Raw genomic sequence first — 12,772 nt, forward strand, 5'->3', positions numbered from 1 at the left:
GGCCCGGTCAGCCCGGGGTGCAGACCTTGGCGACCTCGCCGGCCGCGTCGGTGATCGGGGTGATGTCCGGGGTCGTGTCGCCGTTCTTGACCGCCGTGCGGACGGAGTCGACGCCCTTGGTGAGGTCGTCGACCGCCTTGGAGAGGTCGGCGTTGTCCGTGGTGTTCTTGAGGTTGCCCAGCTCGGTGGATATGGAGTCCAGGGACTCCTCGATCTGCGTGGCGTCGTTCGAGGCGTTGGAGACCGCCTGCTGGAGGTTGCTGACCGAGGTGGCTATCGCGTCGGCGGTCTTGACGCAGTCCATCGCGGTGTCGAGGGCTCCGCAGCCGCTCAGGGCGGTGGTGAGCGCGGCGGCCGTGGCCATGGCGAGTGCGAGACGGCGCTTCAAGGCGGGTCCTCCCCCAGATACGTACGAACATGCGGACGGGCGGGCGCACGGATCGTACCCGTGTGCCCGCCCGTCAGGACGCAGCCGACCGTCAGAGGGTTCCTTCGAGCGCCTTGCGCTGGATCTCGGCGAGTTCGGCGCAGCCGCCGGACGCGAGGTCGAGGAGGGCGTTGAGCTCCTTGCGGTCGAAGGGCTCGGCCTCGGCGGTGCCCTGGACCTCGACGAAGCGGCCGTCGCCGGTGCAGACGACGTTCATGTCGGTGTCGGCGCGCACGTCCTCCTCGTAACAGAGGTCGAGGAGCGGGACGCCGTCGACGATGCCGACGGAGACGGCGGCGACGGTGCCGGTGAGCGGCTTGCGGCCGGCCTTGACGAGCTTCTTGCCCTGGGCCCAGGTGACCGCGTCGGCGAGGGCGACGTACGCGCCGGTGATGGCGGCGGTGCGGGTGCCGCCGTCGGCCTGGAGGACGTCGCAGTCGAGGACGATGGTGTTCTCGCCGAGCGCCTTGTAGTCGATGACCGCGCGCAGCGAGCGGCCGATGAGGCGGGAGATCTCGTGGGTGCGGCCGCCGATCTTGCCGCGGACGGACTCGCGGTCGCCGCGGGTGTTGGTGGCGCGCGGGAGCATGGAGTACTCGCCGGTGACCCAGCCCTCGCCGCTGCCCTTGCGCCAGCGCGGGACGCCTTCGGTGACGGAGGCGGTGCAGAAGACCTTGGTGTCGCCGAAGGAGACGAGGACGGAGCCCTCGGCGTGCTTGCTCCATCCGCGCTCGATGGTCACGGGGCGGAGCTGTTCGGGGGTACGGCCGTCGATACGAGACATGGGACGAGCCTAGCGGGATACGGGGAAGGGGCCGTCCCCGTCGCGGGAAGGGCCCGGGTGCGGGACCGGGCGAAGGGCCCGCGGACAGGGCGAAGGGCCCGTTCCCCTGCCGGAACGGGCCCTTCGCCGACGCGAGTCGACCGACGTGCGTCAGTCGCTCACATCATGTCTTCGATGTCGGCGGCGATCGGGTCGGCGTCGGTGCCGATGACGACCTGGATCGCGGTGCCCATCTTGACGACGCCGTGGGCGCCGGCGGCCTTCAGGGCGGCTTCGTCGACCAGGCCGGGGTCCACGACTTCGGTGCGCAGGCGGGTGATGCAGCCTTCGACCTCTTCGATGTTCTTGATGCCGCCGAGCCCGGCGACGATCTTCTCAGCCTTGCTGGCCATGTGTTTCTCCCTGTCCGTTCCGTTCGCGAGGGCGCGAATCCCGGCGCACCTGCGGTCCGCTTTGTCACGGTAACCCACGGTTGGCCCAACTTCGCGAGCGAGTGCCGCCGTTCTGCCGAATGATGACGATCACCGGCGGCCTGTCCTCAGCGGGCTCCCGGAGCTTATCGCAACTGGTCTACACCAGTCTGCAACAAGACGCGGACCCGGCTTGCACCGGGCAGGGAGGACGCCGATGAGTACGGACAGCGCCGCCGCGGCGCGGCCGAAGAAGTCCTTGTGGGGCGGACTCTTCCAGGGCCTCCAGAAGATGGGCCGCAGCCTCCAGCTGCCCATCGCCGTCCTCCCGGCCGCGGGCATCATCAACCGCCTCGGCCAGCCGGACGTCTTCGGCGCGGACGGCCTCGGCTGGGACAACGTCGCCAAGGTGATGGCGGGCGCGGGCGGCGCCCTCCTCGACGGCAGCCTCGGCCTGCCGATCCTCTTCTGCATCGGTGTCGCGATCGGCATGGCGAAGAAGTCGGACGGCTCGACCGCGCTCGCGGCCGTCGTCGGCTTCCTCGTCTACTACACGGTGCTGCGGCAGTTCCCGAAGGACTGCCCGACCGGCACGAAGGACATCGGCGGCGGCTGCCTCGGCGTCGACGACTCCTTCGCGGGCTACACGTACCAGAACCCCGGTGTCTTCGGCGGCATCGTCATGGGTCTGCTCACCGCGTACCTGTGGCAGCGCTACCACCGGACGAAGCTGGTCGACTGGCTGGGCTTCTTCAACGGCCGCCGCCTCGTCCCGATCATCATGACCTTCGTGGCGATCGCGTTCGCCTCGATCTGCCTGTGGATCTGGCCGCCGATCGGCGACGCCCTGGAGAACTTCAGCGACTGGCTGGTCGGCCTCGGCGCCTGGGGCTCGGGCATCTTCGGGGTGGCGAACCGGGCGCTGCTCGTCATCGGCCTGCACCAGTTCCTGAACGTGCCGATCTGGTTCCAGTTCGGCTCGTACACGAAGCCGGACGGCAGCGTCGTCCACGGCGACATCCCCATGTTCCTGGCGGGCGACCCGAACGCCGGCCAGTTCCTGACGGGCTTCTTCCCCATCATGATGTTCGCGCTGCCGGCGGCGGCGCTCGCGATCACCCACTGCGCGAAGCCGCACCGCCGGAAGGAGATCGGCGGTCTGATGCTCTCGGTGGCGCTGACCTCGTTCGTCACCGGCATCACGGAGCCGCTGGAGTACTCGTTCCTCTTCATCGCGCCGGTGCTGTTCGCGATCCACGCGGTGCTCACGGGTGTCTCGATGGCGGTGACCTGGGCGCTCGGCGTGAAGGACGGCTTCAGCTTCTCGGCCGGCCTGATCGACTACGTGATCAACTGGAACCTGGCGACGAAGCCCTGGCTGATCATTCCGATCGGCCTCGGCTTCGCGGTCGCGTACTACGCGATCTTCCGGTTCGCGATCACCAAGTTCAACCTCCAGACCCCCGGCCGCGAGCCGGACGAGGTGGGGGACGAGATGGAGCGGGAGAACGTCAAGTGACCCCGCGCGCACCCTCCGAGGCCTGACCGGTACGGGGCTTTCGTCCCTCCCGTAAGGCCCGCACAAGGCCCCTGGACCTGACGGCCCGGGGGCCTTATGTCGTGCATTTCCAGCTATGGCCGAGCACACAAAATTCGCAGGTTCCTTATCTAAGTCTCACGTGCTACAACTGGTCTACACCACTCATTGGTGTAGACCACGCGGTCCAGACCACCGCGTTCCACGAGACGTCGCCGTCCCCCCTTTCACTGTCCTCTGGCGGCGCCTTGCCTTACTGGAGGAAGTTGATGAGTACGGCCACCGCCCAGGCCGCCGCTCCCGCGAAGAAGCGCGGATCCGGCCTGTTCCAGGGCCTGCAGAAGGTCGGTCGCAGCCTGCAGCTGCCGATCGCCGTTCTGCCGGCCGCGGGTATCTTGCTCCGTCTCGGCCAGGCCGACGTCTTCGGCAAGGACGGGCTCGGTTGGGACAAGGTCGCCTCCGTGTTCGCCACGGCCGGCGGCGCGGTCTTCGACAACCTGCCCCTGCTCTTCTGCATCGGTGTCGCCATCGGCTTCGCCAAGAAGGCGGACGGCTCCACCGCCCTGGCCGCGCTCGTCGGCTTCCTGGTCTACAGCAACGTGCTGAAGGCCTTCCCGATCACCGAGGCCGTCGTCAACACGACCGCCAACAAGGGTGTCGACGTCGCCGCGACGTTCAACAACCCCGGTGTCCTCGGCGGCATCCTGATGGGCCTGATCTCGGCCGTCCTGTGGCAGCGCTTCCACCGCACCAAGCTGGTGGACTGGCTCGGCTTCTTCAACGGCCGCCGTCTCGTCCCGATCATCATGGCCTTCGTCGGCACCGCCGTCGGTGTCATCTTCGGTCTGGTCTGGGAGCCCATCGGTGAGGGCATCTCCAGCTTCGGCGAGTGGATGACCGGCCTCGGCGCCGGTGGCGCCGGCCTCTTCGGCCTCATCAACCGCGCGCTGATCCCGGTCGGCATGCACCAGTTCGTGAACACCGTCTCCTGGTTCCAGATCGGTGACTTCACCAACGCCGCAGGCGAGGTCGTCCACGGCGACCTCAACCGCTTCTTCGCCGGTGACCCGAGCGCCGGAATCTTCATGTCGGGCTTCTTCCCGATCATGATGTTCGGCCTCCCGGCCGCCGCCATCGCCATCGCCCACGCCGCTCGCCCCGAGCGCCGCAAGGCCGTGATGGGCATGATGGTCTCCCTCGCGCTGACCTCCTTCGTCACCGGCATCACGGAGCCGATCGAGTTCACGTTCATGTTCATCGCGCCGGTCCTGTACGCGATCCACGCGGTCCTGACCGCCATCTCGATGGCCGTCACCTGGGCCTTCGGCGTCCACGCGGGCTTCACGTTCTCCGCGGGTCTGATCGACTACGGACTCAACTGGAACCTCGCGACCAAGCCCTGGCTGATCATCCCGATCGGTCTCGTCTTCGCGGCGATCTACTACGTGGTCTTCCGCTTCGCGATCACCAAGTTCAACCTCCCGACGCCGGGCCGCGAGTCCGACGAGGAGCTCGAGGACCTCACCAAGGCGTGAGCTTCACCCCTCGACAGAGGAAGGCCCCGGAACCACCCCCGAGCTCCAGAGGAGCAGGGGGGACCCCATGGTTCCGGGGCCTTCCCCGTACGCGTACGAAAGCTCAGATCTCGTAGACCGCACCCGGCCGCGCCAGCTCCGACGGCCCCGCGTACACCTCGCGCGCGTCCGCCAGGTTCCGTTCGGCGTCGGTCCACGGCGGGATGTGGGTGAGGACGAGCCGGCCCACCGAGGAGCGGGCCGCCTCGGCACCCGCCTCCCTGCCGTTGAGGTGGAGGGCCGGGACGTCCTCCTTGCCGTGGGTGAAGGAGGCCTCGCAGAGGAAGAGGTCGGTCCCCTCGGCCAGCTCGTGCAGCGCCTCGCAGGTCCCGGTGTCCCCGGAGTACGTGAGCGAGCGGCCCTCGTGCTCGACGCGGATGCCGTACGCCTCGACCGGATGGCACACCTTCTCCGTACGCACGGAGAACGGGCCGATCTCGAAGGCGCCCGACTTCAGGGTGTGGAAGTCGAAGACCTCGCTCATCGAGGTGGGCGAAGGGGTGTCCGCGTACGCCGTGGTCAGCCGCTGCTCGGCACCCTCCGGCGCGTAGACGGGGATCGCGTCGCAGCGCCCGCCCTCGTGCCGGTAGTAGCGGGCGACGAAGTACCCGCACATGTCGATGCAGTGGTCGGCGTGCAGATGGCTGAGGAAGATCGCGTCGAGGTCGTACAGACCGATGTGCCGCTGCAGCTCGCCGAGGGCGCCGTTGCCCATGTCGAGGAGCAGCCGGAAGCCGTCGGCCTCGACGAGGTAGCTCGAACAGGCCGAATCCGCGGACGGGAACGACCCGGAGCAGCCGACGACGGTGAGCTTCATGGAGCGTGAACCTCCGTGGACGGATACGGAAAGCGCGCTGAGGAAGGGGGAGGCTGTGCGGTCAGTCGAGCGTAAGGCGCACCCGGGCCTGTCGGTCCTTCGTGGTGGCCCGTTGTGGGCGAACTCACGGGCTCTGTCACCGGTTCGGATGGATGGCGGGGCGCGTCGGCGCGGTCGGCGGGGCGCCGGTACCGTCTTGAGGTATGGACACGTCATGGTGGCCCGCGCTGGCCGCGGTCGTGGTGATCGCGCTGGTCGTGGCGCTCGCCGACGGACGGAAGCGTTCGTCGCGCCGGCCGGAGGCGCGGCGGCCGGAACGGCGGCCCTCGGGGCGGACCCGGCCGCCGGGCCGTCCCCCGCGCGCGCCTTCGGGGCCGCGGAAGGCTCCGGCGCGGCTGCCGAGGCCGACGGAGATCTGGTGGGCCGAGGTGCCGTTCGAGGACGGCCCGGGTTCGAAGGACCGGCCGTGTCTGGTGCTGTCGCTGCGCGGGGACCGGGCGCTGGTCGCCAAGATCACCAGCAAGTACCACGACGAGCGGCCCGGGGTGATCGCGCTGCCGCCGGGGGCGGTGGGCGACGCGCAGGGGCGGCCGAGCTTCCTGGAGACGGACGAGCTGCGGGAGGTGCCGGTGACGGACTTCCGCCGCAGAGTGGGAACGGCGGACCCGGTCGTGTGGGACCAGGTCCGCCATCTGGCGCACTGACGCTCTACGGGCACATGGGCGGCTACGCCCAGAGCTGGCCCTGGACCGCCGCGATCGCCTCTTCCGTGGTCGCCGCCGTGTAGAGGCCGGTCGACAGGTACTTCCAGCCGCCGTCGGCGACGACGAAGGCGATGTCCGCGCTCTCGCCCGCCTTCAGGGCCTTGTTGCCCATGCCGATGGCCGCGTGCAGGGCCGCGCCCGTGGACACGCCCGCGAAGATGCCCTCCTGCTGGAGGAGTTCGCGGGTGCGGGTGACGGCGTCGGCGGAGCCGACGGAGAAGCGGGTGGTGAGGACGGAGGCGTCGTACAGCTCCGGTACGAAGCCCTCGTCGAGGTTCCGCAGGCCGTAGACGAGATCGTCGTAGCGCGGCTCGGCGGCGACGATCTTGACATCGGGCTTGTGCTCGCGCAGATAGCGGCCGACGCCCATGAGGGTGCCGGTGGTGCCGAGGCCGGCCACGAAGTGGGTGATGGAGGGCAGGTCGGCGAGGATCTCCGGGCCCGTGGTGGCGTAGTGGGCGCCGGCGTTGTGCGGGTTGCCGTACTGGTAGAGCATCACCCAGGACGGGTTCTCGGCGGCGAGCTCCTTGGCGACGCGCACCGCCGTGTTGGAGCCGCCCGCCGCGGGGGACGAGACGATCTCCGCGCCCCACATGGCGAGCAGTTGGCGGCGCTCCTCGCTGGTGTTCTCGGGCATGACGCAGACGATGCGGTAGCCCTTGAGCTTGGCGGCCATGGCGAGGGAGATGCCGGTGTTGCCGCTGGTCGGCTCCAGGATGGTGCAGCCGGGGGTGAGGCGGCCGTCCTTCTCCGCCTGCTCGATCATGTGGAGCGCGGGGCGGTCCTTGACCGAGCCGGTCGGGTTGCGGTCCTCCAGCTTCGCCCAGATGCGGACGTCGTCCGAGGGCGAGAGCCGGGGGAGGCGGACCAGCGGGGTGTTGCCGACCGCCGCCAGCGAGGAGTCGTAGCGCATGTGGATCAGACCATGCCGCCGGCGACGGCCGGCAGGATCGTGACGTTGTCGCCGTCGGTGAGCTTGGTGTCGATGCCGTCGAGGAAGCGGACGTCCTCGTCGTTGAGGTAGACGTTGACGAAGCGGCGGAGCTTGCCGTCGTCGACGATGCGGGCCTCGATCCCGGGGTGGCGCGTCTCCAGGTCGGTGAAGAGCTTGGCGAGGGTCTCGCCGCTGCCCTCGACGGCCTTGGCACCGTCGGTGTAGGTGCGGAGGATGGTCGGGATGCGGACCTCGATGGCCATGGCGTGGGCTCCTGTCGGAAGTGGCGTGATGGGCGCGCTGCTGGGGCCCCCGCGCGGAGGGGGGTCGTGCGGAAGTGCGCTCGGCCGGTTGCTCAGAGCGCGGCGCGGGCAGGACAGATCGCGCTGGCGAGGCGGCACAGGTCGACGTGCAGGCGGCCGACGAGCATGACCGTGCCCGGGGTCTCTTCGCTCACGTCGTGGGAAACCATGGGCTCATCGTATCGATTCCCGGTCCGGGTTCCGGAATGTGATCTCACATGGTGGATAGTTTGTGACCATCTGCCGGACGGTGCTGGTAGAGGACGGTCGGGCTGCCGGTCCTGGGATGCGGGATGACCTCGGCGTCCACCCCGTAGACGGCCTCCAGCAGGGCCGGGGTGAGGACCTCGGCGGGGGTGCCGCCGGTGACCACCCGGCCGCGCTCAAGCACGTAGAGCCGGTCGCAGTACGCCCCCGCGAGGTTGAGGTCGTGCAGCGCGAGCAGGTTGGTGGTGCCCAGGCCCCGGACCAGGGCGAGGATGTCGAGCTGGTGCCGGATGTCCAGGTGGTTGGTGGGTTCGTCGAGGACGAGCAGGGCCGGGTCCTGGACGAGGGCGCGGGCGACCAGGGCGCGTTGGCGTTCGCCGCCGGACAGGGTGGGGTACGGGCGGTCGGCGAGCTCCACGAGGCCGACACGGGCGAGCGCGGCCCCGGCGCGCTCGCGGTCGGCGCCGGTGTCCCCCTCCCAGAACCGTTTGTGCGGGGAGCGGCCGAGGGCGACCAGCTCGCGGACGGTCAGTTCGAACTCGGTGGCGCTGTCCTGCGGGACGGTGGCGACGCGGCGGGCACGGGCCTTGGGCCCGATGGCGTGGAGGTCGTCGCCGTCCAGGAGGGCGCGGCCGGAGGTGGGGACGAGGGTGCCGTAGACGCAGCGCAGAAGGGTGGTCTTGCCGCTGCCGTTGGGGCCGATGAGGCCGACGGTCTCGCCGGGGCGGACGGTGAGGTCGGCGGCGCGGAGCCGGTCCTCGTACGAGAGCCCGTGCAGGCGCAGTTCGGTCACGGGGCGGCTCCGTCCGGGCGGCGGCGCATCAGCCAGAGGAAGAACGGTCCTCCGGTGAGCGCGGTGAGGACGCCGACCGGGATGTCCTGGGGCGCGGCGACGGTCCGGGCGGCGAGGTCGGCGAGGACCAGGGCGAGCGCGCCGCCGAGCGCGGCGACCGGGAGGAGGCGGCGGTGCGGGGCGCCGACCGCGAGCCGGGCGGCGTGCGGGGCCATCAGGCCGACGAAGCCGACGGCGCCGCTCGCGGCGACCATGACGGCGGTGACGAGGGAGGCGAGGACGAAGACGGCGGCGCGGAAGCGGGCGGTGTCCAGGCCCAGGACGGTGGCGCCCTCCTCGCCGACGAGGAGCAGGTCGAGCGGGCGGGCGAGGGTGAGGAGGACGCCGACGCCGAGGACGAGGACGGCGGTGGGCAGGGCGAGGGTGTCCCAGCGGGCGCTGCCGAGGCCGCCGAGGGACCAGAACATGGCCTCCTGGAACTGCTCGGGGCGTCCGGCGACGACCAGGAGCAGGGTGGCCAGCGCGGACAGGACGTAGGAGACGGCGACCCCGGCGAGGACGAGCCGGGTGCCGGTCATGGTGCCGCCGTGGCGGGCGAGCCCGTAGACGAGGACGAGGGCGAGCAGGGCGCCGGCGAAGGCCCCGGCGGGCAGCGCGACGGCGGTGGTCACCCCGCCGACGAGGCCCGCTCCCCCGCCCAGGACCAGGACGAGGACGGCGCCGGCGGAGGCGCCGGAGGAGATCCCGAGGAGGAAGGGGTCGGCGAGCCGGTTGCGGACGAGGGCCTGGAGGACGGCACCGACGACGGCGAGCCCGGCGCCGACGACCGCGCCGAGCAGGACCCGGGGCAGCCGTACGTCGAGGACGATCGTCCGGTACGGGGAGGGCCCGGCGCGCCCGGTGAGGGCGTCGAGCACCTGGCCGGGCGGGATGCGGACGGAGCCGAGGGCCAGTGAGGCGAGCGCGGCGAGGGCCAGGGCGACGAGGAGTCCGGTGGCGACGAGGGCGTACCGGAGGGGGCGGGCGGGGGCCGGGGCCCGGACGCGCGCCGGGGTCCCGGGCTCGCGGACGGCCGTGCTCATCGCGCGGGGTGGAGCTGGGCGGCCAGCTTGCCGACGGCCGCGGGGACGCGGACTCCGAGGACGGTGTCCGAGAGGGGCATGACGGCGAAGCGGCGGTTCCTGATCGCGGGGACGTCCTTCAGGGCCGGGTCGTCGAGGAGCCGCTTCTTCTTCTGTTCGACGGTGGTGGAGCCGTAGTCGTAGAGGACGACGACCTCGGGCGCGCGGGCCACGACCTGTTCCCAGGTGGCGTCGCCGAAGGGCTTGTCGAGGTCGGCGACGACGTTCCGGCCGCCGGCGCGGGTGATGATCTCGTTGCCGATGCCCTTGCCGCCCGCGGTGAACGCGGTCTTGTCGCCGCTGTCGTAGACGAGGACGGAGACCGGCTCGACGCCCTCGACGCGCTTCCCGGTGGCGTCGAGGGTCGCGCGGGCCTCGCGGATCCAGGCCTCGGCCCGGTCGGGGACGCCGAAGGTCCGGCCGGTCTCGCGGACTTCGCGGTAGAGGTCGTCGACGGAGGTCGACCCGGAGGGGCAGTACTCGGTGTCGAGCCGGGTGTCGATGCCGGCGCGCGCGAGGTCGTCCCGGCTCCGGCCGTCCTCGGCGGCGAAGGCGGAGGAGTAACCGCCGTACACGAAGTCGGGGTTCGCGGCGAGCAGGGCCTCCTTGGAGGGGTACTCCTTCGCGAGGGCCGGGACGGAGTCGTAGGCCTTCTTGTACGCGGGGAGGATCGCGTCGTCGAGGTAGGCGGTGCCGACGAGGGACTTCTCCAGGCCGAGGGCGAGCATGATCTCGGTGACGTGCTGGTTCATGGTGACCGCGCGCGTCGGCGGGGCCTGGTAGGTCGTCTGCACACCGCAGTTGGTGACGGTGTACGGGAATCCCGGGGCGGCCTTCGCGGCGGGGGTCTGCGCCGCGGGGGCCGAGCAGGCGGCGAGCAGCGGGAGCAGGGCGGCGGCGGACAGCAGGGGGCGGCGGGACCGAGGACTACGGAGCTGGGCGCGGCGGGGCCGGGACATGACGGAACGTGCCTCCTCCGGGGATTTCCACGTCCCCGATCGGTGCTGAGAAGGCGGCAGGCCAGTTCCTGGCTTCCGCCTCCCGGAGGAGGCGGTCACAGTGGCGGGACCGTGCCGGATTCGCACCGGCTTCCTGGGCCCTGCCGCCCGTTGGTCCGGTCAGTCTCTCAGGCGTCGTACTCCTCGACGACCTTCACGTCCTCCTCGGTCACGACGCCTTCGACGATGCTGAAGGAGCGGAACTGGAAGGGCCCGGCGCCGTCGGCGTCGGCGGTGGAGACGAGGACGTAGTGGGCCTGCGGCTCGTTCGCGTAGGAGATGTCCGTACGGGACGGGTAGGCCTCGGTCGCGGTGTGCGAGTGGTAGACGATGACGGGCTCCTCGTCCCGGTCGTCCATGTCGCGGTAGAGCTTGAGCAGGTCCGCGGAGTCGAACTCGTAGAACGTGGGCGAGCGGGCGGCGTTCAGCATCGGGATGAACCGCTCGGGACGGCCGCTGCCGACCGGTCCCGCGACCACGCCGCAGGCCTCGTCGGGGTGGTCCGCGCGGGAGTGTTCCACGATCTGGTCGTACAGGGCACGGGTGATGGTCAGCATGCCGACAGGATAAGCAGACGGGCCGTTCCGTACCGAGAACTGGTACAGAACGGCCCGGATGCTGAGACCTCGCAGGTCAGGAGCGCTTGGCGAAGGCCGCGCCCTCGGGGTCGCGGGCCTTGAGGACCAGATAGGCGACGGCGAGGAGCAGGCCCCACACGGGGGCGCCGTACAGCGCCACGCGGTTGTCCTTGTCCATGCCCATCGTCACCACGACCATGCCGATGAAGGAGAGCGAGAAGACGCTGAACCAGATGCCGCCGGGCGCCTTGAAGGAGGAGTGGGGCAGCTCGCCCCGGTCGGCCTTGAGGCGGTAGCGGATCTGGCAGATCAGGATGACGATCCAGGCCCACATGCCGGAGATGGTGGCGAAGGAGACGACGTAGTTGAACGCCTCGCCGGGCCACTGGTAGTTGATCCAGACGCCCACCGTCATCAGTGCGGCGGAGACCGTGGTGCCGACCAGCGGGGTGCCGCTCCTCGTCAGCCTGGTGAAGGCCTTCGGGCCCTGGCCGTTGAGCGCGAGGTCGCGCAGCATGCGGCCGGTGGAGTACATGCCGGAGTTGCAGGAGGAGAGCGCGGCGGTCAGCACGACGAAGTTCACGATCGCGGCGCCGACGCCGAGGCCCATCTTCTCGAAGGCGGCGACGAACGGGGAGACGCCCGGCTGGAACTCGGTCCACGGCACCACCGACAGGATCATGATCAGCGCGCCGACGTAGAAGACGGCGATGCGCCACGGCACGGTGTTGATCGCCTTCGGCAGGACCGCCTTCGGGTCCTTGGACTCGCCCGCGGTGACGCCGACCAGCTCGACGGCGAGGAAGGCGAACATGACCATCTGGAGGGTCATCAGGGTCGAGCCGATGCCGTCCTTGCCGGCGAAGAAGCCGCCGAGGTCCCACAGGTGGGTCACGGACGCGGTGTCGCCGGCGTCGGAGAAGCCCAGGGTGAGGATGCCGGCGCAGATCAGGATCATGCCGACGATGGCGGTGACCTTGACCATGGAGAACCAGAACTCCAGCTCACCGAAGAGCTTCACGGAGATCAGGTTGGCGCCGTAGAGGATCACGGTGAAGGCCAGGGCGGAGAGCCACTGGGGGATGTCCCACCAGTACGTCATGTAGGTGGCCGCGGCGGTGACCTCGGTGATGCCGGTGACGACCCAGAAGAGCCAGTACGTCCAGCCGGTCACGAAGCCCGCGAAGGGGCCGATGAACTCGCGTGCGTACTCCGAGAAGGAGCCCGAGACCGGGCGGTACATGAGGAGTTCGCCGAGCGCCCGCATGATGAAGAAGATGACCAGGCCCGCGATCGCGTACGCGAGGATCAGGCTCGGTCCCGCGATGGAGATGCCCTTGCCGGCGCCGAGGAAGAGACCGGTGCCGATGGCGCCGCCGATCGCGATCATCTGGATCTGACGGGCGCCGAGTGCCCGGTGGTAGCCCTCGCCCGGTGCGGAGTCCGCGGCCTCGTCGCCGTCGTGCTGCTTGTCGACCTGCACAGAGGTCATGGTGGTGCGCCTTTCTCCATGCCGATCCGCGCGA

Annotated in this window: 15 protein-coding genes and 1 riboswitch; of the genes, 3 read left to right on the forward strand and 12 right to left on the reverse strand. The window is 70.3% G+C overall.

The features are described 5' to 3' along the window. Window positions 1–7: 7 nt before the first annotated feature. The 3 genes from ABT154_RS14970 to ABT154_RS14980 all read right to left on the reverse strand — a co-directional run bounded on the left by ABT154_RS14970 (window position 8) and on the right by ABT154_RS14980 (window position 1,642). Window positions 8–364, reverse strand: a complete 357-nt coding sequence (locus ABT154_RS14970) for a hypothetical protein (RefSeq protein ID WP_351857319.1) — start codon at window positions 362–364, stop codon at window positions 8–10. Between the two features lie 115 nt (window positions 365–479). Continuing rightward, window positions 480–1,211, reverse strand: coding sequence for a ribonuclease PH (gene rph / locus ABT154_RS14975; protein ID WP_056558334.1), 732 nt, complete (start codon window positions 1,209–1,211; stop codon window positions 480–482). A gap of 158 nt (window positions 1,212–1,369) precedes the next feature. Further along, complete coding sequence (locus ABT154_RS14980; protein WP_351857321.1) at window positions 1,370–1,642, reverse strand: PTS sugar transporter subunit IIB; 273 nt, start codon at window positions 1,640–1,642, stop codon at window positions 1,370–1,372. 196 nt (window positions 1,643–1,838) lie between these two features. Here ABT154_RS14980 and ABT154_RS14985 point away from each other — a divergent pair, with 196 nt between their 5' ends. Next, the gene (locus ABT154_RS14985; RefSeq protein ID WP_351857138.1) at window positions 1,839–3,140 is read left to right on the forward strand and encodes a PTS transporter subunit EIIC; all 1,302 of its coding nucleotides are present in this window, start codon (window positions 1,839–1,841) and stop codon (window positions 3,138–3,140) included. 287 nt (window positions 3,141–3,427) lie between these two features. Further along, window positions 3,428–4,693, forward strand: a complete 1,266-nt coding sequence (locus ABT154_RS14990) for a PTS transporter subunit EIIC (RefSeq protein ID WP_351857140.1) — start codon at window positions 3,428–3,430, stop codon at window positions 4,691–4,693. Between the two features lie 103 nt (window positions 4,694–4,796). On the opposite strand, the gene ABT154_RS14995 is transcribed toward ABT154_RS14990, so the two are convergent. After that, the gene (locus ABT154_RS14995; RefSeq protein ID WP_351857142.1) at window positions 4,797–5,549 is read right to left on the reverse strand and encodes an MBL fold metallo-hydrolase; all 753 of its coding nucleotides are present in this window, start codon (window positions 5,547–5,549) and stop codon (window positions 4,797–4,799) included. 203 nt (window positions 5,550–5,752) lie between these two features. Here ABT154_RS14995 and ABT154_RS15000 point away from each other — a divergent pair, with 203 nt between their 5' ends. Further along, the gene (locus ABT154_RS15000; RefSeq protein ID WP_351857144.1) at window positions 5,753–6,253 is read left to right on the forward strand and encodes a type II toxin-antitoxin system PemK/MazF family toxin; all 501 of its coding nucleotides are present in this window, start codon (window positions 5,753–5,755) and stop codon (window positions 6,251–6,253) included. Between the two features lie 22 nt (window positions 6,254–6,275). On the opposite strand, the gene ABT154_RS15005 is transcribed toward ABT154_RS15000, so the two are convergent. The 8 genes from ABT154_RS15005 to ABT154_RS15040 all read right to left on the reverse strand — a co-directional run bounded on the left by ABT154_RS15005 (window position 6,276) and on the right by ABT154_RS15040 (window position 12,738). Beyond that, window positions 6,276–7,226: a PLP-dependent cysteine synthase family protein gene (locus tag ABT154_RS15005; RefSeq protein ID WP_351857146.1), complete on the reverse strand. Its 951-nt coding sequence runs from the start codon at window positions 7,224–7,226 to the stop codon at window positions 6,276–6,278. A gap of 5 nt (window positions 7,227–7,231) precedes the next feature. Then, window positions 7,232–7,510: a MoaD/ThiS family protein gene (locus ABT154_RS15010; protein ID WP_317873751.1), complete on the reverse strand. Its 279-nt coding sequence runs from the start codon at window positions 7,508–7,510 to the stop codon at window positions 7,232–7,234. Window positions 7,511–7,602: 92 nt separating this feature from the next. Further along, the gene (locus ABT154_RS15015) at window positions 7,603–7,719 is read right to left on the reverse strand and encodes a putative leader peptide (RefSeq protein WP_317873752.1); all 117 of its coding nucleotides are present in this window, start codon (window positions 7,717–7,719) and stop codon (window positions 7,603–7,605) included. Window positions 7,720–7,763: 44 nt separating this feature from the next. After that, entirely contained in the window at window positions 7,764–8,549 is a 786-nt protein-coding gene (locus tag ABT154_RS15020; RefSeq protein ID WP_351857149.1) for an ABC transporter ATP-binding protein, read from the reverse strand. After that, on the reverse strand, window positions 8,546–9,631 hold the full coding sequence (locus ABT154_RS15025; RefSeq protein WP_351857150.1) for a FecCD family ABC transporter permease: 1,086 nt from the start codon (window positions 9,629–9,631) through the stop codon (window positions 8,546–8,548). Before ABT154_RS15025 ends, ABT154_RS15020 begins: the two co-directional genes overlap by 4 nt. Continuing rightward, on the reverse strand, window positions 9,628–10,629 hold the full coding sequence (locus ABT154_RS15030) for an ABC transporter substrate-binding protein (RefSeq protein ID WP_351857152.1): 1,002 nt from the start codon (window positions 10,627–10,629) through the stop codon (window positions 9,628–9,630). Before ABT154_RS15030 ends, ABT154_RS15025 begins: the two co-directional genes overlap by 4 nt. 42 nt (window positions 10,630–10,671) lie before the next feature. Beyond that, window positions 10,672–10,788: riboswitch (cobalamin riboswitch) on the reverse strand. 8 nt (window positions 10,789–10,796) lie between these two features. Continuing rightward, window positions 10,797–11,225 carry a M67 family metallopeptidase gene (locus tag ABT154_RS15035; RefSeq protein ID WP_317873756.1) on the reverse strand — a complete coding sequence of 143 codons (429 nt, stop codon included), beginning with the start codon at window positions 11,223–11,225 and terminating at the stop codon, window positions 10,797–10,799. A 76-nt stretch (window positions 11,226–11,301) separates the two neighbouring features. Beyond that, window positions 11,302–12,738 (reverse strand): amino acid permease, encoded by a 1,437-nt coding sequence (locus ABT154_RS15040; protein WP_351857154.1) that lies wholly within the window; start codon window positions 12,736–12,738, stop codon window positions 11,302–11,304. Window positions 12,739–12,772: the final 34 nt, after the last annotated feature.

This window comes from Streptomyces sp. NPDC001728 (assembly GCF_040297565.1).
Taxonomy (GTDB): domain Bacteria; phylum Actinomycetota; class Actinomycetes; order Streptomycetales; family Streptomycetaceae; genus Streptomyces.